We start from the raw sequence: 25127 nt of genomic DNA, 5'->3' as shown, positions 1-25127 counted from the left end.
GGCCGAATCTAGGGTGCAGTGGTGGCGCAACCCGGGCAGGCAATCGCCGGCTACCTCGTCGAGGTACTCCTTGGGCGCGGCGGTGAGGCGGCGGTGTACCGCGCCCGCGCCGCAGACGGATCGGTCGTGGCGCTCAAGGTGCTCGACGAGGACCACCGCGGGCCCGTCGACGTCACGCACCTGGCCCGGGAGTACCGCATCACCGCACGCCTGCAGCACCGGCGCATCGTGCGGGTGTACGACCACGGGCGGGACTGGATCGCGATGCAGTATGTCGACGGTGGCGACGTGACCGGCCTGAGGTCAGTGGATGCCAAGCTCACAGCACTGGAACAGATCGCCGCCGCGCTCGATCACGCCCACCGCGGCGGGATCGTGCACTCCGACGTCAAGCCCGCGAACATCCTTGTCCACCAGAACTTTTCGCGCGACGGCGCGATCCTCATCGACTTCGGGGTGGCGCATGTCCTGGCCGAGGACGTCTGGCACCGGCACACCCAGGTGGTGGCATCGCTGCCCTACGCGGCACCCGAACTGCTACAGGGCCGCCTGCCCCAGGCAGCGACCGACGAATACGCCCTGGCCTGTACCGCGCTGGAAGTACTCACCGGTGCGCCGCCGTTCCCGGCAGACAATCCGACGGCGCTCATCGACGCACACCTGCACCTACCGCCACCGGAGCCGTCCCGTGACGAGGCGTGGTTGTCCCGGTCTTTCGACCTTGTCCTGGCCCGAGCAATCGCCAAGGATCCAGACCGGCGCTATTCGTCGTGCACCGAGATGATGCACCACTTCGCCGAGACGCTGCGGCGAGGCGCTCAGAACACCTGAGCGGTGCGCGAGGGCCCGTCCGCGGAATCCGGCGCCGGGAGGAAGTCAGCGGAGCGCTGCAGCAGGCGGACGAAGTCGGCCACCGTCAGCGTCTCGCCGCGACGGGCGGGATCGATGCTGGCGGCCAGCAGCCGCTCGGCCGACTCGTTACCCGAGCCAGCCCATTCCAGGAACGCGTTGCGGGCGGTCTTGCGCCGCTGCGCGAAGGCGATGTCGACGAGGCCGAAGACCTGCTGACGGAAGTCCTCGTCGGCGGGCCACGGGGTGGTCTCGTAGCGATCGATGCGCACCAGGCCGGAGTACACGCGCGGAATGGGCCAGAACACCGTCGGCGAGACCATGCCGTAGCGGCGAACCTTGCCGAAGAAGCGCACCTTCACGCTGGGCACGCCGTAGTCCTTGCCACCTGGCTCGGCGGCCAGCCGCTCGGCGACCTCGGCCTGAACCATCACCATGACGGTCCGGATCGAGGGGAACTCGGCCAGCAGGTGCAGCAGGGCGGGCACGGCGATGTTGTACGGCAGGTTGGCGACGACGGCGGTCGGCGGCTCGGCGAGTTCGGAGCGCTCCAGGGCCAGGATGTCCTGGTTGAGGACGGTCAGCCGGTGGATCTCGCTGTGGGAGTGCTCGGCGACGGTCTTCGGCAGCCGCTGCGCCAGGACCGGGTCGATCTCGATCGCGCTGACCGTGGCACCACGGTCGAGCAGCGCCAGAGTCAAAGAGCCCAGTCCGGGCCCGACCTCGAGCACGTGGTCGTGCTTGTTGATGCCAGATGCCGAGACGATCCGACGCACGGTGTTGGCGTCGTGGACGAAGTTCTGCCCCAGAGACTTACGCGGCTTGAAGTCAAGTTCCTTGGCCAGGTTCCTGATCTCGGTCCGCCCAAGAAGGCGAATTGTCATGATGCACCCCTCCCGCACACGGGCCAGGCCCCCCAGCCTTGTCGTGAACGCGTTACTTCAGCAATTGCTATCTGTTCTTCTCTGGTTGCCAAGTCGGCACGGCTAGCGTACCTCAGACCACCGTTTCTTTCCCAGGTGTTCTGATCGAATTGGACGCCGCCGTAATAGCCGTTGCCGGTGTTGATCGCCCAGTTGCCGCCGGCTTCACACCTGGCAATGGCGTCCCAAATCGGCCCGTTGAGCACCGCTGGCACCTCGGTGCCAGGTTTTGCGCCCACCCGCAGAACTGAGTCTCGCGCCGGGACGATGACGGTGTTGGCAACGGGCAGCCGTCCGGTTTCCACCCCGTTGACCTTCGCGACAGCAAAAGTCACGTCCTGTACGCCCGGCGTTCCGGGGTCCTCGACGACCTGACGGCTCATGTTCATCGTCGGATCCTCGATCCGCTGCGCCACCGGCGCAAGCGGCACCCGCTGGGTGACCTTCTCGATGCGCATCCTAGTCACCTGGATCTGCATTCCGGCGATCACCGGCGACGACGCCGCGGGGACGACGGTGTCGGCCTGCTCCAGCGGCGCGCCGGCGGCGGCGAGCAGGTCGGCCACGGTGGGGGCGGCCAGGTGCACCGTGCTCACCACGCCGCCGTCGTTGATCTGGACGGTCTTGGCACTGACCACCGGCAAGGCCATACCTTCCAGGGGCAGGCGGCTGCCGCGCGAGGCCGCGGCCGGGGCCGTGTCGGTCATGCGCAACTGGGCCAGGGCTTCGTCGACGGTCGACGCGGTGGTCCACACCTGCTTGGACCCCTGGCCGTCCAAAGAGATCTGCAGCGGCCGGCTGCGGCGCAGCACGATCGTCTCGGAATCGTGCACGGTCTGATCGGGCGCCGGGAACAGGTCGTCACGGTCGCCGACGGCGTAGCCGCTCTCCTGGACCACGTCGATCACCCGCGACTTCATCGTGGTGACCTTCAGCTGAGTGCCGTCGATGTTGAGCGTGACGGTCTTCTGCGAGGCCACCGCGAACGCCCCGGCGAAGGCCAGTGTCAACAGCAGGGCCGCGACGACCAGACGAAGGATCGGGGACGGCGACTGGTGGAGCTTGCTCAACGCGTTCAAGAGTGTTCGGATCCCGCCTCGGCACTAAAACAAGAACAGGGCCGCTGAATCCAGCGCCCCCTTTGATCACAAGACGGTAACGAACCCTAGTGCGGAGGGGCAAGCCGGGGCCGCCGCTCTCAACAGACCCTTAGAGAAGACCCTCAGAGGCGGTAGACGCGCCGCGCCGTCGCCGCCGACTGCTCGGCGACCAGCTGGGCCGGCCGGTCCACGACGTCGGCCAACGCCCGCACGGTGTAGGGCAGGCAGTACGGCTCGTTGGGCGCCCCCCGGTAGGGATGCGGCGTCAGGAACGGGGCGTCGGTCTCCACCAGCAGCTGATCGGGCGGAATCAGAGTCGCTGCCTCCCGCAGTTCACGGGCATTCTTGAAGCTGACGGTCCCGGACAGGCTCAGGATCCAGCCGGCCGCGACGCAGGTGCGCGCCATCTCCGGCCCGGAGGAGAAGCAGTGGAAGATGACCGTCTCCGGGGCGCCCTCGGCCGCCAAAACGTCGAGCACCTCGGCGTCGCCGTCGCGGTTGTGGATCATCAGCGGCTTGCCGGTGCGCTTGGCGAGGTCGATATGCCAGGCGAACGCTTCGCGCTGGACCGCCGGCTCGGCACACCCTTCCAGCTTGCCCGGCCAGTACAGGTCCATTCCGGTCTCGCCGATCGCCACCACCCGCGGTTGGGCGGCCAGCCGCTCCAGTTCGTCGCGGACCGCCCCGGTCAGGGCAGCGGCCCGGGTGGGGTGCAACGCCACCGCGGCGTACACCCTCGGATCCCAGGTGGCGGCCTGGGCCGCCCAGCGCGCGGCGTCGAGGTCGTCTGCGATGGTGACGGCGGCGACGACACCGACCGACGCGGCCCGGTCCAGGATCGCCCGAACGTCGGCGGCGTCCCGAGCGCCGCAGGCGTCGAGGTGGGTGTGGGCGTCGACGAGCGGGCTCAGGGGTGCCGGCATGGGCGGCGGCTCAGCACTCTTTTTCTGAGAGCTCACGGCACACACCTTAGGGTGAACCTCAAATGAGCGAGTCTTTCTACATCACCACTGCGATCGACTACCCCAACGGCGCTCCCCACATCGGTCATGCCTACGAGAAGATCGCGACCGACGCCATCGCACGCTTCAAGCGCCTGGACGGTTTCGACGTCCGGTTCCTCACCGGCACAGACGTGCACGGCCTGAAGATGGCCGAGACGGCCGCGGCGCAGGGCGTACCCACCGCGGAGCTGGCCCGGCGCAACTCCGATGTGTTCCAGCAGATGCAGGAGCGCCTCGACATCTCGTTCGACCGGTTCATCCGGACCAGCGACGCCGACCACTACGAGTCGTCCAAGGCCATCTGGCAGCGAATGAACGACGCCGGCGACATCTATCTCGGCAGCTACCAGGGCTGGTACTCGGTGCGCGACGAGCGCTTCTTCACCGAGGACGAGACCGAGGTCCGCGACGACGGCGTGCGCTATGCCGTCGAAACCGGCACACCGGTCACCTGGACCGAGGAGCAGACGTACTTCTTCCGGCTGTCGGCCTACGCCGAACGGCTGCTGGCCCATTACGAGGCCAAGCCGGACTTCATCGGACCCGACGTCCGGCGCAACGAGGTGGTCAGCTTCGTCTCCGGGGGCCTGCGGGACCTGTCGATCTCGCGCACCACCTTCGACTGGGGCGTGCCGGTGCCCGAACATCCCGAGCACGTGATGTACGTGTGGGTCGACGCCCTGACCAACTACCTGACCGGCGTCGGCTTCCCCGACACCGACTGCGATGCGTTCCGCCGCTACTGGCCGGCGAACGTGCACGTGATCGGCAAGGACATCGTCCGGTTCCACACGGTGTACTGGCCGGCGTTCCTCATGTCGGCCGGTATCGAGCTGCCGCGGCGGGTGTTCGCCCACGGGTTCATCAACGTCAAGGGCGAGAAGATGAGCAAGTCGGTCGGCAACGTGATCGACCCGATCGCGCTGGTCGACGAGTTCGGCGTCGACCAGGTGCGCTATTTCTTCCTGCGGGAGGTGCCGTTCGGACAGGACGGCAGCTACAGCGAGGACGCCATCATCGGCCGTATCAACGCCGACTTGGCCAACGAGTTCGGCAACCTGGCACAGCGCTCGCTGTCGATGGTCAACAAGAACCTCGGCGCGGCGGTGCCGACACCGGGTGGGTTCAGCGCCCAGGACGCCGAGCTGCTGGCGCTGGCCGACGGGCTGCTGGACCGGGTGCGGGCGGCGTTCGACGAGCAGCAGATGCACCTCGCGCTGGAGGCCATCTGGCTGATGCTCGGCGCGGCCAACCGGTACTTCTCCGCGCAGGAGCCATGGGTGTTGCGCAAGTCGGAGACCTCCGCCGACCAGGACCGCTTCCGCACCGTGCTGTACGTGACGCTGGAGGTCGTACGGATCGCGGCGCTGCTGGTGCAACCGGTCATGCCGACCTCGGCAGCCAAGCTGCTCGACCTGCTTGGCCAGCCGGAGTCGCAGCGGGACTTCTCCGCGATCGGGGTGCGGATCGCCCCCGGGACGGCCCTGCCCGCCCCGAGCGGAGTGTTCCCGCGCTACCAAGCGCAGTGATCTACATCACGTAAAGTCACAGTCAGGACAGCAGGGGTGTCTTGAGGTCATGACTGAACACAACGCTGAACACGATGCACACCACACCACCCGCGTCGTCGTTGTCGGCGGCGGATACGCCGGCGTCATCGCGGCCAATCATCTGCGGCTTCGCCCCGACGTCGACATCGCACTGGTCAACCCTCGCCCGGAGTTCGTCGAACGGATCCGCCTGCACCAGTTGGTAGCCGGATCCGACGACGCCGTGGTCGATTTCGCCGACATCCTCGGGGCCGGCATCGAGCTGGTCGTCGACGCCGCCACCCGGATCGACGCCGGCGCTCGTCGGGTGGAGTTGTTTAACGGCGAGCCGCTGCCCTACGACTACCTGATCTACGCGGTCGGCAGCGGGTCGGGCGGTCCGAACGTGCCCGGCGCCGACGAGTTCGCTTATCAAATCGGCGATCTCGAGGAGGCCAAGCGATTGGCCGACGCGCTCGGCAAGGTCCACCACGACGCGCCGGTGTGTGTCGTCGGGGCCGGCCCGACCGGCCTGGAGACCGCCGCCGAGCTCGCCGAGCAGGGCCGCCGGGTGACCCTGGTGTGCGGGCCGGTGCTCGGCCCCTACCTGTCCACCCCGGGCCGCCGGTCGGTGACCAAGCGGCTGCGCACGTTGGGCGTTCAGATCGTCGACGGCCCTGCTGCCATGGTGACCGCGGTGAGCGCCGACGCGGTGGTCCTCGACGACGGGCGCCGCCTACCCAGCGCCGTGACGATCTGGACGGCCGGATTCGGGGTGCCCGACCTGGCGTCCCGGTCGGGGTTGCGGACCGACACCCTCGGCCGGGTACTCACCGACGAGACGCTGACCAGCCTCGACGACGATCGGATCATCGCTGCCGGGGACGCCGCGGCGCCTTCGGGCCAGCCACTGCGGATGAGCTGCCAGGCCGCGATCCCGCTGGGCGCCCAAGCGGCCAACACCGTGCTGGCCCGCATCGCGGGCACCCGACCGGCCGCGATCAGCCAGGCGTTCACCGGACAGTGCATCAGCTTGGGCCGGGGTGCAGGCGCCATCCAGCTCGCCCGCACCGACGACACTGCGCTGCCGCTGTACATCGGCGGGCGCGGTGCGGCGGCCATCAAGGAGGCCGTCTGCAGGGGCACCGTCAGCTTCCTGCGCCGCGAGGCCCGCAAGCCTGGCTCCTACTTCTGGCTCAAGGGCGGCAAGCGGCCGGCGGCCACGGCGGTGCCGGCATCGTGACCGGGGCCGATGATCACGCCGAGCGGTTCACCGCCCTGCGGCCGCTGCTGTTCACCATCGCCTACGAGATCCTCGGTTCGGCGACCGAGGCCGACGACGTGCTGCAAGACAGCTACCTGCGCTGGGCGGGCGTGGATCTGGCACAGGTGCGCGACACCAAGGCCTACCTGGCCCAGCTCGTCACCCGGCAGGCACTGAACACCCTGCGCAGCCAGGCCCGCAGGCGGGAGGACTATGTGGGTCCGTGGCTGCCGGAGCCGCTGCTGCTCGACGACACCGACGCGTCCTCGGATGTGGTGCTCGCCGAATCGGTGTCGATGGCCATGCTCGTGGTCCTCGAGACGTTGACGCCCGACGAGCGCGCGGTGTTCGTGCTGCGCGAGGTCTTCGGCTTCAGCCACGACGAAATCGCTTCTGCAGTAGGTAAATCCACGGCCGCTGTCCGGCAGATGGCACACCGGGCCCGCGAACATGTGCACTCCCGGCGCCGCCGATTCGAACCGGTGGATCCGCAGCAGTCCCAGCAGATCACCACGCAGTTCCTCACCGCCGCGGCCACCGGCGACCTGGCCGGGCTGATGGCGATGCTGGCCCCCGATGTGGTGTTCACCTCCGACAGCGACGGCAAGGTCAGCGCGGCGCGCCGGCCGGTGCTGGGCGCCGAGAAGGTCGCCAGGCTCCTGATCGGCCTGATGAGCCGGGCCGGTTCGGAGTACCGGGTGCAGATCGCGTCCTACAACAACGCGCCGGCGGCGATCGTGTTCCGTGACGAACGCCCGGACGGCGTGTTCCTGATCGAGGTGGCCGACGGCCAGATCACCAACTTCTACGCGATGCGCAATCCGGAGAAGCTGGCCGCGGTCACCGTCCCTAGGGAGATCAGCCGCTAGCGAGTGCGTCTGTCAGGCTAGGGCGATGCGCGTCGAGCGGCTCGGGGATATCGGTGCACCCACCGATGTGCTGCGCGCGCTTGCCGCCGGGACCGAACGTGGCGCGCTGGCACCCCCGGCGGCCCTGGTCGGTGACTGGTTCGACTCGGCCGCGGTGATCGCCCCCAGTGTTCGGCTGGCACCGTGCGACCCCGCCGAGGCGTTCGCCGTCCCGGCCGGTGCTCACCGCGATGCCGTCGGCGGTGGATGGATCGGCTACCTGTCCTATCCCGACGCCGCCGCCGACGCCAGGCCGCCCCGCGTTCCGGTGGCCGCCGGCGGGTGGACCGACAGCGTGCTGCGCCTCGACCGCGCTGGCTGTTGGTGGCACGAGAGCCTGTCGGGCACGCCCGTGGCGGCCTGGGTGACCGAGGCGCTGTCCGATAAGCCTGCACCCCTGCACTACGAGATCGCTTGGGAGGAAGCTGATTTCGACACTCACCAGGCCGGTGTGACGGCCTGCCTGGAAGCGATTCGGGCCGGCGAGATCTACCAGGCCTGCATCTGCACCCAGTTCACCGGCAGGCTGCGCGGTTCGACGGTGGAGTTCTTCGCCGACGCGGTGGCCCGGACCACCCCGGCGCGCGCGGCGTACCTGGCCGGGGACTGGGGAGCAGTGGCGTCGCTATCACCGGAGCTGTTCCTGCGCCGCACCGGCGACCAGGTCACCTCCAGCCCGATCAAGGGAACACTGCCGCTGCGGTGCGCGCCGGCCGAGCTGTTGGCCTCGGTCAAGGACGTCGCCGAGAACATCATGATCGTCGACCTGGTGCGCAACGACCTGGGTCGGGTTGCCGACGTCGGCACCGTGACGGTGCCCGAACTGCTGGCTGTACGGCCCGCCCCGGGCGTGTGGCATCTGGTGTCGACGGTGAGCGCGCAGGTCTCGCCCGAGCTCTCCCCCGCGGGACTCCTGGCGGCGGCGTTCCCGCCGGCATCGGTGACCGGAACTCCGAAAGGCCGTGCCCGGCAATTTCTTTCGCGGTGGGAACCGCACCGCCGCGGGGTGTACTGCGGAACGGCCGGGATGGCCTCCCCGATCGCGGGCACCGAACTCAACGTGGCGATCCGCACCGTCGAGTTCGACGCGGTCGGCGGCGCTGTGCTCGGCGTGGGTGGCGGGATCACCGCCGACTCCGACCCGGCCGCGGAGTGGCAGGAATGCCTGCACAAGGCCCGCCCCATCCTCGGACCGGCCGGTGCCTACGAATCGCCGGCGCGCGAGCGCAGCACCGCGTCGTAGAGTTCGCGCCTCGACGGCGCCCCGGCGTGGGCGTCGACCGCGCGGGCGCAGGCATCCTTGACCCGCATGCCCTCGGCGACCAATTCCTCGACCTCGGCCACCAGGGTCGCCACGTCGGCGACCGGGGTGGCGCCGGCGAGCACCACGGTGATCTCGCCGAGCACCTTGTCGTCGGCCCACTGCGCGAGTTCGGCCAGCGTTCCGCGCCGGATCTCCTCGTGGACCTTCGTCAGCTCGCGACACACCACCGCGCGACGGTCGGGGCCGAGTTCGTCGACGGCGTCACCGAGGCACTCGGCCAGCCGGCGCGGCGACTCGAAGAACACCGTCGTGCGTGCCTCGGCGGCAAGACCGGCCAGCCAGGACCGTCGTGCCGACTGCTTGCGCGGCGCGAACCCCTCGAAGCAGAACCGGTCCGACGGCAAACCCGAGACGGCCAGCGCGGTCGTGACCGCCGACGGTCCGGGTAAACAGGACACCGCCACCCCTGCTTCTATGCAGGCCGTGACCAGCCGGTAGCCGGGATCGTTGATCAGCGGCATGCCCGCGTCGCTGACAACGAGCACGACCGCCCCGGCGTTGATGTCGTCGACCAGCGCCGGAACCCGGGCCGCCTCGTTCTGGTCGAACAGGCTGACCACCCGCCCGGCGATCCGCACCCCGAGCGCCTGAGCCAGCGTGCGCACCCGCCGGGTGTCCTCGGCGGCCACCACGTCGACGCCGGCCAGCGCCTCGACCAGTCGGGCCGAGGCATCCGACGGCTGCCCCAGCGGGGTGGCGCCCAGCAGCAATCGGCCAGTCGTCATAACCGGCGGGCCGGAGCGTAGCGACTCGGGGATCTCACGGGGAGAGCTTACGATCGACACCGATGACTGCCACCGCCGATGACCTGGCCGCGCACCCGCGCACCGTTCCCGTCATCAGCCCGGGCCCGCTTGTGCCGGTCGCCGACTTCGGTCCGCTGGACCGTATCGAGGGCTGGGTGGCGACGGCCATCGTCACCGCGCTGGCCGCGCTGACGAGGCTGATGAATCTCGGCTCGCCGACCGACGCCGGCACCCCGATCTTCGACGAGAAGCACTACGCGCCGCAGGCCTGGCAGATGCTGCACAACTTCGGCGTCGAGGACAACCCGGGTTTCGGGCTGGTCGTCCACCCGCCGGTCGGCAAGCAGCTGATCGCGATCGGCGAAGCGCTGTTCGGCTACAACGGCGTGGGCTGGCGCTTCACCAGTGCGGTGCTGGGTGTCGTCCTGGTGGCGCTGGTGGTGCGCATCGTGCGGCGGATCACCCGGTCCACGATGGTCGGCGCGATCGCCGGGCTGCTGCTGATCGCCGATGGCGTGAGCTTCGTGGCGGCGCGCACCGCCCTGCTCGACGGCATCCAGACGTTCCTGGTGGTGGCCGCGTTCGGCGCGCTGATCGTCGACCGCGACCAGGTCCGCGAGCGGATGCACAATGCGCTGCTGGAAGGCAGGATCGCCGAGACGCCGTGGGGACCGCGTCTCGGGGTGCGGTGGTGGCGGTTCGGCGCGGGTGTGCTGCTCGGGCTGGCAGTGGCCACCAAGTGGTCGGGCCTCTACTACATCGTGTTCTTCGGGGCGATGTCGCTGGCGTTCGACATCGCCGCGCGACGCGCGTACCGGGTGCCGCGGCCGTGGTTCGGGGCGATTCGCCGCGACGCCGGGCCGAGCGCGTATGTGTTCCTGCTGATCCCGTTCGCCATCTACCTAGGTTCCTACGCGTTCTGGTTCTCCTCGGAGACCGCGGTGAACCGCTACGAGGTCGGCCAGTCGATCGGCGAACGGCAGTGGTTCCAGCCACCGGACGCGATCCGGTCGCTGTGGCACTACACCTACAAGGCGTATCACTTCCATTCGACGCTGACGAACTCCAACGGCAATCACCACCCGTGGGAGTCCAAGCCGTGGACATGGCCGATGTCCCTGCGGCCGGTGCTCTATGCGATCGACAACCAGAACGTTCCCGGGTGCGGGGCGGCCTCGTGTGTGAAGGCCGTGATGCTGGTCGGCACACCGGCGATGTGGTGGGTCGCCGTGCCGGTCCTGGTGTATGCGGCGTGGCGGGCGTTCGTGCGCCGCGACTGGCGCTACGCGGTCGTGCTCACCGGGTACAGCGCGGGTTTCCTGCCGTGGTTCGCCGACATCGACCGGCAGATGTACTTCTTCTACGCGGTGCCGATGGCGCCCTTCCTGGTGATGGCGATCGCGTTGATCCTCGGCGACATCCTGCACGCCCCCAACCAGAATGCTGAGCGGCGAACGCTCGGACTCATCGTGGTCAGCTGCTACGTGGCGGTCGTGATCACCAACTTCGCCTGGCTTTATCCAGTGCTGACCGGTATTCCGATCTCGCCGGGAACGTGGAACATGGAAATTTGGCTGCCCAGCTGGCGATGAGCCCACCGGGGCAGCCGGACCGCCTCAGAGTCCCAGGGCCGGCTTCAGCGTCTGCAGCTGGTGGACGAGGCGGTCATCGGGGGCTGGCCGCAGGGGGTGTCACGGCTGTGCCGAACACCCAGTCGTCGCGCCGGAGCCGGCAGGTTCGCCGCGCGTAGTCGATCTCGGTGTACGGCCATTGCGTAACGATGCGCCCGCTCGGTGACCGGAAGTAACTGTCGCACTGCGTCCATACGGTGCGCTCGAGTTCCGCGTCGATCTCGTCGTTGAACCGCCGTTCGGCGCTGCGACGCACCTCCAGCGTCCCGCCGTGGCGCGCGAGCCGCCCGACCGCAGTGGCGACCAGCCGCGCGCCCGCCTCCAGGATGTCGACGATCGAATTGCCGCCCTGGTTGGTGTTGGGACCGTAAAGCATGAAGAAGTTGGGAAAGCCGCTGACCGCGACACCGAGGTAAGCGCCCGGGTCTTGCCACCAGCGTTCGTGCAGCGATTGCCCGCCAACCCCGCTGACCTCGATGCCCGACAGGTAGCGACTGGCCTGAAAGCCGGTAGCCAGCACGATGGTGTCGACCTCGACTGCCACCGACGACGTGCACACCGAGGTAGGGGTGATCTTGTTGATCGGCTCCGCAACCAGCGTGACGTTGTCGCGCTGCAACGCGGCGTAGTAGTCCCCGCCGAGCAGCACACGCTTGCACCGGAACGGATAGTCCGGTGTCAGTGCCGCCCGCAGCTCGTCGTCGACGACGCTACGGCGTAAGAAATCCTCGGCGATGCGCTGCCCCCCGGCGATCATCGGGTCGTCGAGCCGAAGCACGGTGTTGTCGTGCTGCTCCTTGAGTAGTCGCCACCTCTCCCGGTGTGCGGCCCACCGGCTGCGCCGGAAGCGGGCGAGTTCCACGCTGTCGAACGGCCGGTCGTCCTTGGGCACCATCCACGGCGGGGTCCGCTGGAAGACAGTCACTTCGGCGGCCACCGCGGTCAGTTCCGGGACCACCTGGACCGCACTGGCCCCGGTGCCGATCACGGCCACTCGGCAACCGCTGACGTCGGCGCGGGGTTCCCAGCGGGCCGTGTGCATGACAGGTCCGTCGAAATCCGTCAAACCGTCGATGTCGGGCAGCCTGGGCTCGCCGAACAGTCCGACAGCACTGACCACCACGTCCGCGGCGAAGGCGAATGTGGAACCGCTGGAGACGGATTCGAGTTCCAGGCTCCACTGCTGGATCGATTCGTTCCACCGCGCGCTGCGTACCCGCGTGTCAGTCAGCAGGTGGCGCCGCAGATCGAAGGTATCGGCCACCGACTCCAGGTAGGCCAGGATCTCCGGCTGCCGGGCGTAGGTGCGGCTCCAGTCGGGCTTGGGAGCGAAGGAAAACGAATACAGATGGCTCGGCACATCGCACGCCGCACCCGGATAGGTATTGACTCGCCAGGTCCCGCCGACACCATCGTGGCGTTCGATGATCACCAGATCGTCCACGCCGACGCGGCGCAGCGCGACCGCCGCGGCCAAACCACCGAATCCGGCCCCGATGATGGCCACCCGCGGTGAGGGACGGCGCCGCAGCGCAGCCCGCAGCCGGCCCAGCCGATACGGGTTCCGCCGCGTCCTCACCACGACCGCACCGTCCGCCCCGGATCGTCGCTGAGCAGTTCTGTCACAACGAGTCCCGGGCGACCGGGCACGACATGCAGCGTGGCCCGCCTCGTCCGGTGCCGAGCTCCGACGCGGAGATGGCCAACACCTCGATACCCGAATCTTGCAGGCGCGCATTGGTTTCGGTGTTGCGTTCGTAGCCGACCACGACACCGGGAGCCAGCGCCAGGGTGTTGTTGCCGTCATCCCACTGTTCACGCTCGGCGGTCACCGGGTCCAGTCCAGTGTCGATGACCCGCAGGCGGTCGATCCCCATCGCCTCGGCGGCGGCCCTGACGAACGGGGCCTCGTCGAAGATCTTCACACCGTCGGGTGTGCTCTTGATGGTGAACGCCGACAACGAGTCCTGGATCGCCGGATACATCACTACGGCGTCGACGTCGACCATCGTGCAGACGGTGTCGAGATGCATCTGCGCACGCTCCTGGGCGATCGGCACCGCCAGCACGGTGTGCGCGAGGCCGTCGTCGAACAGGCTGCGCGCCAGCGCTTCCGCCCCCGCGGGGGTGGTCCGCTCCCCGACCCCGACCGCGACCACCCCGTTGCCGAGCAAGAGCACGTCGCCGCCTTCGACCGGGGCGGTGTGCGACTCATAGGCGCGCCGAACGCCGAGGAACCGGGGATGGTGGGCGTAGATGAGGTCGGTCAGCGAGGTCTCGCGGATGCGGGCGGGCAACGCCAACGAGGTGATCGCCACCCGCGGACCGATCCAGAACGACGAGTCCCGGGTGAACAGCAGGTTCGGCAGCGGTTCGATGACGAAGTCACCGCCGTGATGCATGCGACGCACCAGCGAGGTGTCGGCCTTGGCACTGGACGGCAATTCGGTGAACGTCATGCCCGCGGTCAGCACGTGCGCCAGCGGTGCCGGCTCCAGACTCCGCAGATAGGCCGAAAGTTCTTGCGCCAGCGGCAGTCCGAGCCGCCGGGCGTCGACCGCTGCGGAGATGCCCTGCATGCGGGCCGCACCGCTGGACAGCGCCTCGGTGAGCAGGTCGGCCAACAACAGCACTTCCACCCCTCGGGAGCGCAGCAGGCCTGCGAACGCGTCGTGCTCCTCCTGGGCGCGCGATACCCAGGGCAGGCCGTCGAAGAGAAGCTTGTCGTTGTTGCGCGGAGTCAGCCGCTGCAATTCGGCGCCGGGCCGGTGCAGGATGACGACCCGCAGCGTCCCGACCTCGGAGTTGGAGCCCAGCACAGTGGCAGTCACAGATAGCACCGTAACAACCGACAGCCACCTCAACTATCGTTGAGGTGTGACCGAGCACGAACTGGCACCCGGTGAGCTTGCCCACCGAGCCGGGGTGGCGATCTCGGCACTGCACTTCTACGAGCGCGAGGGGCTGATCAACAGCCGCCGCACGACGGGCAACCAGCGCCGCTATCCACGCGAGACACTGCGCCGGGTGGCATTCATCAGAATGTCGCAGCGGCTTGGCATTCCGCTGGCCCGGGTGCGCGAGGCGTTGAACTCGTTGCCCACCGATCGAGTGCCCACCAGTCGGGATTGGGCGCGACTGTCGGCGGGCTGGCGTGAGGATCTCGACGAGCGGATCGGACACCTGCAGCGGTTGCGCGACAACCTCGCCGACTGCATCGGCTGCGGCTGCCTCAGTTTGCGCAACTGCGCGTTGTCCAACCCAGACGATGTTCTCGCCGACCAAGGGCCCGGAGCGACCCGACTGTAGCGACCATCCACGCCATCGAACAGATGTGCGATATCCTGACCGGGTGTCTGTGGTGGTTCAGGGCGCGCTGTTCGAGCACAGCGAGCGCCGCGAACTCGGAGCCGGGGCGTGGGTCGACATCCGTTCGGCCTGGGTCGAGGAGGCCGACGCACTGTTCGACGGCCTGCTCGCCGCAGTCGCCTGGCGGGCCGAACGGCGCCAGATGTACGACCGGGTGCTCGATGTCCCGCGCCTGGTCAGCTTCCATGACCTGACCGCCGAACCCGCGCCGCATCCGCTCCTCACGAAACTGCGTCGCCGACTCAACGACATCTACGCCGGGGAACTAGGCGAGCCGTTCACCACCGCGGGCCTGTGCCTGTACCGCGATGGCTCGGACAGCGTCGCCTGGCATGGCGACACCGTGGGCCGCAGCAGCACCGAGGACACCATGGTGGCGATCGTCAGCCTCGGCGCGACGCGGGTGTTCGCATTGCGGCCGCGCGGCGGCGGCCCGTCGTTGCGGCTGCCCCAGCACCACGGCGACCTGCTGGTAATGGGCGGGTCATGCCAGCGCACCTGGGAGCATGCGGTTCCCAAGACGGCGCTGCCGAAGGGCCCGCGGATCAGCATCCAGTTCCGGCCGCGCGATGTCCGCTGAACGTCAGCCGCGGACGGCCTTCACGGCGGCGACCAGCAGATCGCGCGCCCGCTGGGTGTCCACCGGGGCCAGCGGCTGGTTCGGCAGCACCAGCGGATTGGCGGTGACGATGACCTGGTAGTCGCCGAAGTGAGCGGAGTAGTTGTAGATCTCGCCGGTGCGGGGCGTGCTGTCGATCACGGTTTGCAGCACCCGGTGCACGCCCAGGGTTTGGGTGCCGTCGATCGTGGGGGTGTCAACGGTTTCGGCCAGGCCGCGCACCGCACCCCCGCTGAACGCGACCTTGCGGCAGTCCGGCCCGGGTTCGGCTACGGGCACGGGCGAGTTCGTCTCGACGGCGATGATGATGAATCGGTTGCCGGCCCCCTCGGCCGACACCGCCGCCATGTTGCCCTCGGTGCCGGGCGGCACCAGCTGCCCGGTGGCGAACTTCGCGCAGCCGGCCGGATCGAACCGCACCCCGTCGGGCAGCTTCTGACCGGTGAGCAGTTTGGGATCGATCCCGGTCGGCGCGACCTCGGTGACCTTGAACTCGGGGCCGAAGTCGGCCTTGAGCGTGGTGACCTTCCCGATATCGGCTTTCGACTCGCTCGGGCTGCCCGTCGAACATGCGGCGAGCAGGGCGGCGCACAGAACCGCGGCGACCGTGCTGAGCTTGCGCATCGTGGCGAATCTACCGGGTGCGCCGCTCAGTCGCGCAGGGCCGACACGGTCTTCACCAGCAGCTCACCAACAAATTGCGAGCTCAGCGGGGCGTGGACCGAACCCGGGTCGGTGACCAGGGTGACGTAGACGACGCGGCCGTCGAGCCAGGCCAACGCGGTGACGGCCTGGCCGTCTGTCTCGGTGCCCGACTCGACGACGGTGCGGGTGTCGACCGCCATCGCGATTGTCTCGGCGCCGTTGATCTGGGGGGCGTCGATGAGTCGCACCGCCCCGCTGGTGTGCGCGAAGGTCATGCTCCACTGCGCGCAGTCGCCGCCCAGATCGGCGACGGGCACGGCGGCCGGGGGCGTCGCGACTACGACGTAGACGATGCCGCCGGGGCCGGAGGCGGAGTAGCCGCGGGCGGCAGGATCGGCGGGGGCCGGGTCGGCCAACGTGGCGCACTGCGGAGGTTGCGCGCTCCAGCCGGCGCCGAAGCCCCACAGGCCAGCGGCGCTCACCGGGCCGGCCACGTCGGCGATCTCGTAGCCGGCAGGCAGGGCCGGCCGGATGCGTTTGATGTGGGCGGGATCGACCGGCGCGATGCTCGGCGGCGCCATGGTGGTCGACGCCGCCGAAGGCGGGCCGGCCGGTGGGCTCGCGCACGACACCAGCAAGAGCGCTGAGATCAGCCAGAGCGCGAGCCGCCGCACGGTTCTTGATATCACCGATCGCGCGGCGAGGGCACGCGCACCGCGGGCTCCCGGCGACGGGTCAGCGGTTGAGCCGCCAGATGTCGGCGGACATCACCGTGGCGAAGGAGCACCACAGCGGATAGGGCGTCAGGGCCGCACCCAGCTTGGGATCGGCGTCGGCGGACCGTCGCGCCAGATCCGCGCTGCTCAGCGCCAGCGCACCGGCCACGGCCACCGACGGGCCCAGCTTGTGCAACTTGAAGAACAGCCAGCTCCAGCTGGCGTTGAGCACCAAGTTAGTGCCCAGAGCCGCAAGATAAGCGCGTGCCTTGGCGTCCTGCCCGTCGGCGCGGAAGCGGTCGACGGTGGCCGCGGAAGTGACGGCGATATCGGCGTATAGCGTGGTCCACGCGATGGGGAAGACAGCGTTGGGCGGGACGTAGCGGGGTTTGCGCAGCCTGGGGTACCAAGTCTCGACGCCCTGGCGGCTGGCGACGCTTCCGGCGACCGCCGCCGCCGCGGTGGCCAGTGCTGTTCCCACAATCGTCTTCCGCATGCGTCCGAACTTACCCGCGCGGTCCGCGCCGTAATCCCCAGGCGCACCGGCCGTCACACCCATGTCAGAAGGCCGTCGGCAACGACTTGGTGCGCCTCCCATCGGAGGCACAGCAGTTGCCCAGGAATCGGCGCCTTTCGACCCCCACGCCGATTAAGCTGCTCAGTGGACCGGTCACCGGCAGCAGTCGGCCACGAACACCTGAGGAGAATCCGTCGGATGAACAAGATGACGGCGGTAGCCGCGGCGAGCCTGGCCGCAGTGTCGTTGAGCGTTGGAGTCGCCGGCTGCGGCTCGAACGACAAGGCCGACACCAAGACCTCCACGTCCACCTCGACCTCCACCAGCACCTCGACGAGCACCAAGACCTCGACGAGCCCCACCCCGGCGGCCGCTAAGAAACAGACCATTCAGGACTACCTCAAGGAGAACCAGATCACCGAGACGCCGGTCAAGCGTGGTGATCCCGGTTCGCCGAACATCGATCTGGCGATGCCGCCGGGATGGTCGGACGCGGGTGCCCAGACTCCTGATTGGGCCTATGCCGCGATCGTCTTCGACACCCCCGAGGTGCCCAACGACCCACCGAGTGTCATCGCGATCGTCTCCAAGCTGACCGGCAACGTCGACCCGAAGAAGATCCTGGAGCTGGCACCCGGGGAGTTGGAAAACCTGCCGGGCTGGGAGTCCCTCGGTGATCCCAGCCAGAGCACGCTGAGCGGATTCGAGGCTGCCCAGCTCGGGGGCAACTACACCAAGGACGGCAACAAGCGGATCATCGCCCAGAAGACGGTGGTGATCCCGGGCAAGGACGGCCTCTACGTGCTGCAGATGAACGCCGACGCGCTCGACGGCCAGGAGGGCCCGCTGATGGACGCGACCAGCGTGATCGACGAGAAGACGACGATCACTCCCTGAGTCACCCGCCTGGGCCGCCGGGCTGGGCCCCGGATCACGCCCGGGAGTACTCGGAGGCCTCGGCGACCTGGTCGGGAGTCAGGCGCACCCCGGTGTAGCGCTCGAACTGCTCGGCGGCCTGCAGGGCGATCACCTCCGCGCCGGTGATGGTGTGCCTTCCGGCGGCGCGGGCGGCAACGATCAGCGGGGTTTCCGACGGCACGGCGACGACGTCGAAGACCGTGTCGGCCGCGGCGACCACGTCGTCGCCGTAGGCGGGTTCGCGTTCCTCGGGTCCGCCGGCCATGCCGATCGGTGTCACGTTGACGATCACCTGGGCACGCACCTCGCCCACCTCCTCGCGCCAGCGATAGCCGAGCCGGTCGGCCAGCGCGGCACCGGTCTCGGCATTGCGGGCGACGATGGTGCCCGCACCGAAGCCGCTGTCACGAAACGCGGTTGCCACCGCGCTCGCCATACCACCGCTGCCCCGGATCAGCACGCTGGCCGACGGGTCGAGGCCGTGCTCGGCGATGAGCCGCTGCACGGCCAGGTAGTCGGTGTTGGACGCGGTCAGCACGCCGTCGTCGTTGACGATGGTGTTGACCGCGGTGATGGCGCGTGCGGACTCCTCGACGTGGTCCACCAGCGCCAGTACATCCTGCTTGAACGGCATCGACACCGAGCAGCCCCGGATGCCGAGCGCCCGCACGCCGCCGATCGCGGCGGCGATATCGGTGGTCGTGCAGGCCTTGTAGACGAAATCCAGCCCGAGCCGGTCGTAGAGGTAGTTGTGGAATCGGGTGCCGATGTTGCTGGGCCGGCCGGCCAGCGAGATGCACAGCCGGGTGTCCTTGTTGAGGGTGGGTTTGGCCATCTCAGCCGACCGCCCGGATCACCTGGCGGGCGGAGTCGCGGATCGCGGTGGCCAGTGCCGAATCGATTTGGAGCGCATCGATTTTCGGGACGCTGAAGACCGTGGTAACCACCCCGGGCTCGTCGCGCTCCCAGTGTGCACCGAACCGGTCGAGGATCGTGCGCATCGGTATATTGTCGATCAGCACTCGGGCGGTGAAGCTCTCCACTCCCCCGACGTTGGCCGCGATGGCCACGGCATCCATCAGGAAGTTGCCGATGCCGCGGCCCTGATAGGCGTCGCCGACGATGAAGGCGATCTCGGCGATCGAGGGGTCCGCCTCGTCGCGCACGAATCGCACGTCGGCGACGACGGGGCCGTCCGGGCCGTCGACGAGCACCCACACGAAGTGGTCGACGTAGTCCACCTGGAACAGGTAGTTCATCAGCGCCATGCTCGGTGCCCGCATCGACATGAAGCGGCGGTAGAGCGTCTCGGTGGAGAACTCGACCGGCCCGTTGGAGGTGCGCGCGCTGTCGCCCGGCAGCACCGGCCGCAACATCAACACGGTTCCGTCCTTGAGGGTCACCGGGATCGGGGTGACGAAGGCGGCCATCCGCTGGCGGGCGGTACGCAGCAGGCGTTCGGTGATGCCCGGGAGCTCGGCCATGATCCCGAAGGCCACGCAGTCGCCGATGTACCCGGTGAGCGGCTCTGCCGTGGTCACCGTCGCCGACCGCGGCTTGTCGCGCAGCAATGCGATCTCGCCGACGATCATCCCGGCGCTCACCTCGTCGCGAATCACCTCACCGTCCTCACCGGCGTGGCGCACCTCGGCCCGCCCGGACTGGATCAGCAGAAAGGAAACCGCTTGCTCGCCCTGGCGCATCAGCACCTGGCCGGCCGGCGCCTGCAACGGCCGCAACCGCGCCGCCAGGGGTCGCAGCACGGCGGGCGAGCAGTTACCGAACACGTCCATCTTGGCCAGCCCGTCGGCCCGCGCCGCGACCAACTCCGGCGTCGCACCCAAGGCCGACGCCAGGCCGCGTTCGCCGCCCTCCGCCGTCATGCGACCTCCATAGTCATCCCCATCGAGGTTACCGACGAGCCAGACAGTGCCGGAGCGATTCGGCGCAACGCGTCGTGATCTCTGCCACTGCAAGGGCGGCCGACGGCGGTGACCCGCCACGTTTCAGCGAAAGAGATTGCCTGTCAGGATGTTTCACACGGCCGGCTTTCGTTCCACCGCCGACCGGGATGTTGTACCCGGTGACGAACGCAGACTGCTCGGAGGCCGGCAACAGCGCGACCCGGGCCTGGTCCGGCGTCCATAGCGGCGCAGCCTAGTCCGTCAGTAGGCCAGGAGGTTGACAATCCCGTTGAACGCCAGGGGCAGTGCGGCGGCGGCGGGCACAATCCGCCTCCGCAACAACGGTGACTCGACAGCGTGCAGCAGCCCAGCGGTCAGCAGTCGGTAGCGGCGCGACATCCGGCGCCAGTGCCGGTCGTAGTCGCCCGGCCGGTCGGCCAGCACGCACCCCACCACCAGCTCGGCGCCGCCGAACGCGATGCCCAGACCCTCACCGGTCAGCGCGTCGACGTAGCCGGCGGCGTCTCCGACGAGCATCACCCGGCCCGCGGTGCGGTTCGAAACCCGCTGCCGCAGTGGCCCGGCGGCCCGCTGCGGACCGAGCGGTCGCCCCTGCAGACGTGCGCTCAATTCGGGGAATTCGGTCAGCCGGCTCTCGAACGATCCCTGCTTCGAGGTCAGGATCGCCACGCCCACGCAGTCGTCGGCCACCGGTGTCACATAGGCTTCGGCACCGTCGCCCCAGTAGACCTCGACGCAGTCACTCCACGGTGCGGTGTGAACGTGCCGGCGTATCCCCCAACGGCGGGTTCCGCGGCTGGGCAGGCTCAGCCCGAGCGATCGCCGGATCGGTGAGTGCAATCCGTCGGCGGCGGCCAGGTACCGCGCCTGTAGGCCTGCGCACCGCACCGAGGTCGCGTCCTGGTCGACCGGCCCGATGTCGGTGTGGACCACGTCGACGCCCGCCGCCTGCGCCGCCTCGGACAACGCCGCGTGCAGTGTGGTGCGACGTACCCCCAGCCCGGAGCCGGCCCGAAACGGCGCTTCGACGCGATGGCCGGAGTCCAGATAGGTGATCCCGCGAAACGGTTTGCCGTACGGCGCGATTCCGAGATCGCGCAGGTGTGCCACAGTGTGCGGCATCAGCCCCTCACCGCAGGCCTTGTCGACGGGCACCGCGCGGCGCTCGAGCACCGTCACGCTCATCCCGGCCCGCGCGGCGTGTAGCGCGGTCACCAGACCGGCCGGCCCACCGCCCGCGACCAGGAGATCGATCACGTGAGGCTGGCCAGGGCGGCGTCTTCGGTGCGGATACGGGTTCGCAGCAGCGCCGCGTTGAGCACCGTGAACACCGCGGCGGTGATCCAGGCGCTGTGGACCAGCGGCAGCGCGACGCCTTCGGCGACGACAGCGACATAGTTGGGGTGGGGCAAGAACCGGTACGGGCCGCCGGTGACGCGCGGCGCGCCGGGAACGACGACCACCCGGGTGTTCCACTGCCGCCCCAGGGTGGTGATGCACCACCACCGCAAGCCTTGGGCGGCAACCACAATCGCCAACATGGGCCAGCCGAGGGCGGGCAGGAACGGGCGGTGCAATCCGATCGCCTCGGCCAGGCACCCGGCCAGCAGGCCGGTGTGCAGGACCACCATCACCGGATAGTGCCGCGCCCCGAACTCCACCCCACCCTGGGATCGGCTCCAGGCGAGATTGCGCTGCGCGACGACCAACTCACCGAGACGCTCGACACCGACCGCCGCGATCAGCAGTACGTACCAGCTCATCAATGCCAGCGCAGCAGAACGAGTTCCGAGCAGAAGCCGGGTCCCATCGCCATCAGCAGGCCTGGGCCGGCCGGCGGGGATTTGGCGATGGTGTCGCGCAGCACGTGCAGCACCGACGACGAGGAGATGTTGCCGATGTCGGCCAGCGACCGCCAGGTCAGCTCCAGGGCATCGTCGGGCAGGTCGAGGCTGGCCACGATGGCTTCGATGATCTTCGGGCCGCCCGGGTGGCTGACCCAGGTGGCGATGTCGTCGAGGTCGAGTCCGTGGTCGCCGAGGAAGCCGGTGACGTCGGCGCGCAGGTACCGCTCGATGACTTCGGGCAGGTCCGCGGACAACACCAGGCGCAGGCCGGAGGAACCCACGTCCCAGCCCATGGTGCGCAACGAGTCCGGATACAGATGGCTGCGGGAGTCCAGGACATCGGGTCCGGTGGCGTTGATCTTCTCGGCCCGCCGCTCACCGACCGCGACCACGGCCGCCGCCCCGTCGGCGAACAGGGCGCTGCCGACCAGGCTGGCCATGTCGGGTTTGGCGCCCGGATAGGTCAGCGAGCACAGTTCCACCGACACCAGCACCGCTACCCCGTCGGGGGCGCCGCGCAGGTAGTCGTGCAGGCGGGCCACCCCCGCCGCGCCGGCGACGCAACCCAGCCCGAACAGCGGAACCCGCCGAACGTCGGGCCGCATACCCAGCCGACCGGCGATCCGGGCGTCCAGCGAGGGCACCGCGATACCGGTGACCGTCGTCGACACGATGAGGTCGACGTCTTCGGGCCGCAGCCCGGCTTCCTCGAGCGCTCCGGACACCGCCGCGGAGCCGAGTTCCACCGCGTGCTCCAGGAACAGGTCGTTGGCCTGCCCGAAGTCGGTCAGGCCTGCGTATCGCTCGAGCGGCAGGATGAAGTGCCGGCTGTCAACCTTGGCGCTGCGGTGAAGGGCCCGGACGACCTGCTCGTGTTCCTCGTAGCCCGCAATGTTGATGAAGGCTTCGGTGATCTCTGCCTGGCTGAAGCGCAACGGGGGAAGTTCACCCCGGACACCGGCGATGACGCTGATCGGACGCATGTCATGGACACGAGGACCGGTCGGGGCCGGTTCACCGTCGTTGCCATTGAGCCGTTTTCTTGACACGTCACTGAGTATGCCGGGCCGGGCCCGCTTCGGATATTCCTAGCTTCTGGTGGACCTTGACCAGCGGTTTCGGCGCCCACCAGTTCCACTTGCCCATAACGTGCATGAACGCGGGCACCAACACCATGCGCACCAGAGTGGCGTCGGCGAGCACAGCAAGGGCCAGACCGAGCCCGAACATCCGCATGAACGACACGTGGGCGGCGATCAGCGCGGCGAACGAAATGGCCATGATCAAGGCGGCGGCGGTGATCACCCGGCCGGTGTGGCCCACCCCCAGCGCGACGCTCTCGTCGTTGTCCACGTCGCCCTGTGGGGAGGCGAGCCAGAACTCGCGGATCCGCGAGACGAGGAAGACCTCGTAGTCCATCGACAGACCGAATGCGATGCAAAACAGCAGCACCGGCATGTTCGCCACCAGCGTCCCGGTCGAGGTGGTGCCCAGTGCGCCCAGGTTGCCGTCCTGGAAGATCCACACCATCGCCCCGAAGGCTGCTGTCAGCGACAAGACGTTGAGCGCCAGCGCCTTGATGGGCAGCACGACGCTGCCGGTCAGCAGGAACAGCAGCACCAGCATGATCACCGCGATGAGTCCGAGCACGACGGGCAATCGCGAGGCGATCGCGTGCACGCTGTCCCGGTTGGTCTGGGCGGTGCCGGCGAATTCGACGCCGCGGCCGTCGGGGGTGGCGACGGCGTGCAGCCGGTCGAGCTGATCCTCGGAGGCGTCGGAGAATAACGGCGCGATGCTCTCCACGGTGAGCAGCGCGCTGCCGGAGGCCAGTCCGGTGGCCGCGACGGGCGGTCCGGCCAATTTGCCGCCGACGAACGCCCCCATCGGCGCCGACACCACGGAGACGTCGGGGACGCGGGACAAGTCGGCGGCGTAGCGGGCGATCTGGCCGTCGGACAGTCCGGTCGCGTCCGGGATGAGGACCGGCACGGCCGTCTCGGAGTTGTTGGTGAAGTCGCTGCGCAGCTGATCGCCCACCTGATGCGCCGACGCCGAGGCCGGCAGCACTCGGTCGTCGGGGAAGCCGGGGCGCACACCCAGGAACGGGGCACCGAGAACCAGGAGCACCACCACGCCGGCCAATCCGATCGGCACCGCCCTTTTCATCACGAATTTCGTTGAGCGATACCAGAACTGCTGTTCAACAGGACGCTGTTCGGGTTCCCTGCGGCGCAGGATCCGGCGGGCCAGGCGACGGACGTCGAGGCTGTCGAGACGCTCGCCAAGCAGGGTGATCGCCGCTGGGGTGATCACGATCGCGGCCAGGGCCGCGAACGCGACGGTGGCCACCCCGGCGTAGGCGAACGACTTCAGGAAGTGCATGGGGAACAGCACCATCGCACCCATCGACAGGGCGACGGTGGTGGCCGAGAACAGCACGGTGCGGCCCGCCGTCTGCATGGTGCGCATCAGCGCGTCCGCGCGATCCGAGCCGTCGGCCAGTTCGTCGCGATAACGGCTGATCATCAGCAGGGTGTAGTCGATGGCCAGCGCCAGGCCCATCGCGGTGGTCAGGTTCAGCGCGAAGATCGACACGTCGGTGAAGAAGGTGGTGACTCGCAGGACGGCAAGGGCCCCCAGGATGGCGGTCAGCCCGACCGCGACCGGCAGGGCGGCGGCGAACAGTCCGCCGAAGACCCACACCAGAACGAGGAAGCTCAGCGGCACCGCGATGGACTCCATCAGCAGCAGGTCGTGCTGGGACTGCTCAGTCACCTGGAGGTTGACCATCGCCGTACCGCCGGTGCGCACGACGACACCGTCACGATCGCGGGTGATCTGGTCGGAGAGGTCCTTGGCATAGGCCTGCTGTTTGTCTTCGGCCCCGGTGATCCCGGCGACGATGAGTCCCGACTTGCGGTCCCGGCTGACCAGGGCGGCTGCGGCCGGCGGGGGCGAGGTCCACGCCGAAGTGATCCCGGCGACGTGACCCGAGCGCTTCAGCGCAGCGATGACATCGTCGGCGGCGGCGCGTCCCGCCGAGCTGTCGAAGCGGTCCGGCGCGGTGACGATCACCAGCAGCTGGACGTCACCCTGCCCGAACTTGTCGGTGAGCAGTTGCGCGGCCCGCGACGACTGCGAGCCGGGATCGTTGAAGCCGCTGGGTGACAGGCTCTTGGCGACCGGCACCCCGAAGATGCCGATAGCCACCATGGCCAGCACCACAACCGCGATCACCCGCCGCGGCGCGGCGATGGCTAGGCGGGCTATCCCTCGCAGCAATGATTCGT

At 68.9% G+C, this 25127-nt stretch carries 24 protein-coding genes; 9 read left to right on the top strand and 15 right to left on the bottom strand.

Features of this window, described 5'->3' with window-relative positions; genetic code table 11:
• Window positions 1-21 precede the first annotated feature (21 nt).
• The gene (locus ACXDF8_RS23170) at window positions 22-831 is read left to right on the top strand and encodes a serine/threonine-protein kinase (RefSeq protein ID WP_457225618.1); all 810 of its coding nucleotides are present in this window, start codon (window positions 22-24) and stop codon (window positions 829-831) included.
• On the opposite strand, the gene rsmA is transcribed toward ACXDF8_RS23170, so the two are convergent.
• The 3 genes from rsmA to ACXDF8_RS23155 form a co-directional block, all read right to left on the bottom strand.
• Window positions 819-1733 carry a 16S rRNA (adenine(1518)-N(6)/adenine(1519)-N(6))-dimethyltransferase RsmA gene (gene rsmA, locus ACXDF8_RS23165; RefSeq protein WP_457225617.1) on the bottom strand — a complete coding sequence of 305 codons (915 nt, stop codon included), beginning with the start codon at window positions 1731-1733 and terminating at the stop codon, window positions 819-821. The genes ACXDF8_RS23170 and rsmA overlap by 13 nt on opposite strands.
• On the bottom strand, window positions 1730-2851 hold the full coding sequence (locus tag ACXDF8_RS23160) for a resuscitation-promoting factor (RefSeq protein ID WP_457225616.1): 1122 nt from the start codon (window positions 2849-2851) through the stop codon (window positions 1730-1732). The genes rsmA and ACXDF8_RS23160 overlap by 4 nt, the downstream gene beginning before the upstream one ends.
• Before the next feature lie 143 nt (window positions 2852-2994).
• A complete protein-coding gene (locus tag ACXDF8_RS23155) occupies window positions 2995-3795 on the bottom strand; it encodes a TatD family hydrolase (protein ID WP_457225667.1) in 801 nt (266 codons plus the stop codon).
• A 62-nt stretch (window positions 3796-3857) separates the two neighbouring features.
• Between ACXDF8_RS23155 and metG the strand changes: the two genes are divergently transcribed.
• Genes metG through ACXDF8_RS23135 form a run of 4 tightly spaced genes read left to right on the top strand, consistent with a single transcriptional unit; the run spans window position 3858 to window position 8820 of the window.
• On the top strand, window positions 3858-5405 hold the full coding sequence (gene metG / locus ACXDF8_RS23150) for a methionine--tRNA ligase (protein WP_457225615.1): 1548 nt from the start codon (window positions 3858-3860) through the stop codon (window positions 5403-5405).
• Window positions 5406-5454: 49 nt separating this feature from the next.
• On the top strand, window positions 5455-6648 hold the full coding sequence (locus tag ACXDF8_RS23145; RefSeq protein ID WP_457225614.1) for an NAD(P)/FAD-dependent oxidoreductase: 1194 nt from the start codon (window positions 5455-5457) through the stop codon (window positions 6646-6648).
• Window positions 6645-7538: an RNA polymerase sigma-70 factor gene (locus ACXDF8_RS23140; RefSeq protein ID WP_457225613.1), complete on the top strand. Its 894-nt coding sequence runs from the start codon at window positions 6645-6647 to the stop codon at window positions 7536-7538. Before ACXDF8_RS23145 ends, ACXDF8_RS23140 begins: the two co-directional genes overlap by 4 nt.
• A 25-nt stretch (window positions 7539-7563) precedes the next feature.
• Window positions 7564-8820, top strand: a complete 1257-nt coding sequence (locus tag ACXDF8_RS23135; RefSeq protein WP_457225612.1) for an aminodeoxychorismate synthase component I — start codon at window positions 7564-7566, stop codon at window positions 8818-8820.
• Here the strand turns inward: ACXDF8_RS23135 and rsmI are convergent.
• On the bottom strand, window positions 8781-9626 hold the full coding sequence (gene rsmI, locus ACXDF8_RS23130) for a 16S rRNA (cytidine(1402)-2'-O)-methyltransferase (protein ID WP_457225611.1): 846 nt from the start codon (window positions 9624-9626) through the stop codon (window positions 8781-8783). The two genes, ACXDF8_RS23135 and rsmI, sit on opposite strands and share 40 nt — an antisense overlap.
• 62 nt (window positions 9627-9688) lie before the next feature.
• Here rsmI and ACXDF8_RS23125 point away from each other — a divergent pair, with 62 nt between their 5' ends.
• A complete protein-coding gene (locus tag ACXDF8_RS23125) occupies window positions 9689-11239 on the top strand; it encodes a dolichyl-phosphate-mannose--protein mannosyltransferase (RefSeq protein WP_457225610.1) in 1551 nt (516 codons plus the stop codon).
• Window positions 11240-11312: 73 nt separating this feature from the next.
• On the opposite strand, the gene ACXDF8_RS23120 is transcribed toward ACXDF8_RS23125, so the two are convergent.
• Together ACXDF8_RS23120 and arcA are read right to left on the bottom strand one after the other, a co-directional pair.
• A complete protein-coding gene (locus tag ACXDF8_RS23120; RefSeq protein WP_457225609.1) occupies window positions 11313-12857 on the bottom strand; it encodes a flavin-containing monooxygenase in 1545 nt (514 codons plus the stop codon).
• 43 nt (window positions 12858-12900) lie between these two features.
• The gene (gene arcA / locus ACXDF8_RS23115; protein WP_457225608.1) at window positions 12901-14109 is read right to left on the bottom strand and encodes an arginine deiminase; all 1209 of its coding nucleotides are present in this window, start codon (window positions 14107-14109) and stop codon (window positions 12901-12903) included.
• Between the two features lie 46 nt (window positions 14110-14155).
• On the opposite strand from arcA, the gene soxR reads away from it, so the two are divergent.
• Window positions 14156-14587, top strand: coding sequence for a redox-sensitive transcriptional activator SoxR (soxR, locus tag ACXDF8_RS23110; RefSeq protein ID WP_457225607.1), 432 nt, complete (start codon window positions 14156-14158; stop codon window positions 14585-14587).
• A 43-nt stretch (window positions 14588-14630) separates the two neighbouring features.
• Window positions 14631-15227 (top strand): alpha-ketoglutarate-dependent dioxygenase AlkB, encoded by a 597-nt coding sequence (locus ACXDF8_RS23105; RefSeq protein ID WP_457225606.1) that lies wholly within the window; start codon window positions 14631-14633, stop codon window positions 15225-15227.
• 3 nt (window positions 15228-15230) lie between these two features.
• On the opposite strand, the gene ACXDF8_RS23100 is transcribed toward ACXDF8_RS23105, so the two are convergent.
• The 3 genes from ACXDF8_RS23100 to ACXDF8_RS23090 all read right to left on the bottom strand — a co-directional run bounded on the left by ACXDF8_RS23100 (window position 15231) and on the right by ACXDF8_RS23090 (window position 17123).
• Window positions 15231-15890, bottom strand: coding sequence for a DUF5642 family protein (locus ACXDF8_RS23100; RefSeq protein ID WP_457225605.1), 660 nt, complete (start codon window positions 15888-15890; stop codon window positions 15231-15233).
• Window positions 15891-15916: 26 nt separating this feature from the next.
• Window positions 15917-16585: a DUF5642 family protein gene (locus ACXDF8_RS23095; protein WP_457225604.1), complete on the bottom strand. Its 669-nt coding sequence runs from the start codon at window positions 16583-16585 to the stop codon at window positions 15917-15919.
• A gap of 61 nt (window positions 16586-16646) precedes the next feature.
• Window positions 16647-17123, bottom strand: coding sequence for a TspO/MBR family protein (locus ACXDF8_RS23090; RefSeq protein WP_457225603.1), 477 nt, complete (start codon window positions 17121-17123; stop codon window positions 16647-16649).
• Window positions 17124-17342: 219 nt separating this feature from the next.
• On the opposite strand from ACXDF8_RS23090, the gene lpqN reads away from it, so the two are divergent.
• Complete coding sequence (gene lpqN / locus ACXDF8_RS23085) at window positions 17343-18041, top strand: envelope biogenesis lipoprotein LpqN (protein ID WP_457225602.1); 699 nt, start codon at window positions 17343-17345, stop codon at window positions 18039-18041.
• A 34-nt stretch (window positions 18042-18075) separates the two neighbouring features.
• Here lpqN and ACXDF8_RS23080 read toward each other — a convergent pair whose 3' ends face one another.
• From ACXDF8_RS23080 to ACXDF8_RS23055, 6 genes are all read right to left on the bottom strand, one after another.
• The gene (locus tag ACXDF8_RS23080; protein ID WP_457225601.1) at window positions 18076-18897 is read right to left on the bottom strand and encodes a shikimate 5-dehydrogenase; all 822 of its coding nucleotides are present in this window, start codon (window positions 18895-18897) and stop codon (window positions 18076-18078) included.
• A gap of 1 nt (window position 18898) precedes the next feature.
• Window positions 18899-19945: an acetyltransferase Pat gene (locus tag ACXDF8_RS23075; protein ID WP_457225600.1), complete on the bottom strand. Its 1047-nt coding sequence runs from the start codon at window positions 19943-19945 to the stop codon at window positions 18899-18901.
• A 282-nt stretch (window positions 19946-20227) separates the two neighbouring features.
• Entirely contained in the window at window positions 20228-21244 is a 1017-nt protein-coding gene (locus tag ACXDF8_RS23070) for an NAD(P)/FAD-dependent oxidoreductase (protein ID WP_457225599.1), read from the bottom strand.
• On the bottom strand, window positions 21241-21750 hold the full coding sequence (locus ACXDF8_RS23065) for an isoprenylcysteine carboxyl methyltransferase family protein (RefSeq protein WP_457225598.1): 510 nt from the start codon (window positions 21748-21750) through the stop codon (window positions 21241-21243). Before ACXDF8_RS23065 ends, ACXDF8_RS23070 begins: the two co-directional genes overlap by 4 nt.
• Window positions 21750-22808 (bottom strand): type III polyketide synthase, encoded by a 1059-nt coding sequence (locus ACXDF8_RS23060; protein ID WP_457225666.1) that lies wholly within the window; start codon window positions 22806-22808, stop codon window positions 21750-21752. Before ACXDF8_RS23060 ends, ACXDF8_RS23065 begins: the two co-directional genes overlap by 1 nt.
• 76 nt (window positions 22809-22884) lie before the next feature.
• Window positions 22885-25119: an MMPL family transporter gene (locus tag ACXDF8_RS23055; protein ID WP_457225597.1), complete on the bottom strand. Its 2235-nt coding sequence runs from the start codon at window positions 25117-25119 to the stop codon at window positions 22885-22887.
• Window positions 25120-25127 lie beyond the last annotated feature (8 nt).

Source organism: Mycolicibacterium sp. CBM1 (assembly GCF_054073305.1).
This window is presented reverse-complemented; position numbering and strand designations above follow the sequence as displayed.

Bases quoted from the DNA above. Each gene is read 5' to 3' on its own strand.
- rsmA (WP_457225617.1), bottom strand. From the start codon at position 1,733: ATGACAATTCGCCTTCTTGGGCGGACCGAGATCAGGAACCTGGCCAAG.
- ACXDF8_RS23155 (WP_457225667.1), bottom strand. From the start codon at position 3,795: ATGCCGGCACCCCTGAGCCCGCTCGTCGACGCCCACACCCACCTCGAC.
- metG (WP_457225615.1), top strand. From the start codon at position 3,858: ATGAGCGAGTCTTTCTACATCACCACTGCGATCGACTACCCCAACGGC.
- ACXDF8_RS23145 (WP_457225614.1), top strand. From the start codon at position 5,455: ATGACTGAACACAACGCTGAACACGATGCACACCACACCACCCGCGTC.
- ACXDF8_RS23135 (WP_457225612.1), top strand. From the start codon at position 7,564: ATGCGCGTCGAGCGGCTCGGGGATATCGGTGCACCCACCGATGTGCTG.
- rsmI (WP_457225611.1), bottom strand. From the start codon at position 9,626: ATGACGACTGGCCGATTGCTGCTGGGCGCCACCCCGCTGGGGCAGCCG.
- ACXDF8_RS23125 (WP_457225610.1), top strand. From the start codon at position 9,689: ATGACTGCCACCGCCGATGACCTGGCCGCGCACCCGCGCACCGTTCCC.
- ACXDF8_RS23100 (WP_457225605.1), bottom strand. From the start codon at position 15,890: ATGCGCAAGCTCAGCACGGTCGCCGCGGTTCTGTGCGCCGCCCTGCTC.
- ACXDF8_RS23090 (WP_457225603.1), bottom strand. From the start codon at position 17,123: ATGCGGAAGACGATTGTGGGAACAGCACTGGCCACCGCGGCGGCGGCG.
- lpqN (WP_457225602.1), top strand. From the start codon at position 17,343: ATGAACAAGATGACGGCGGTAGCCGCGGCGAGCCTGGCCGCAGTGTCG.
- ACXDF8_RS23080 (WP_457225601.1), bottom strand. From the start codon at position 18,897: ATGGCCAAACCCACCCTCAACAAGGACACCCGGCTGTGCATCTCGCTG.
- ACXDF8_RS23075 (WP_457225600.1), bottom strand. From the start codon at position 19,945: ATGACGGCGGAGGGCGGCGAACGCGGCCTGGCGTCGGCCTTGGGTGCG.
- ACXDF8_RS23065 (WP_457225598.1), bottom strand. From the start codon at position 21,750: ATGAGCTGGTACGTACTGCTGATCGCGGCGGTCGGTGTCGAGCGTCTC.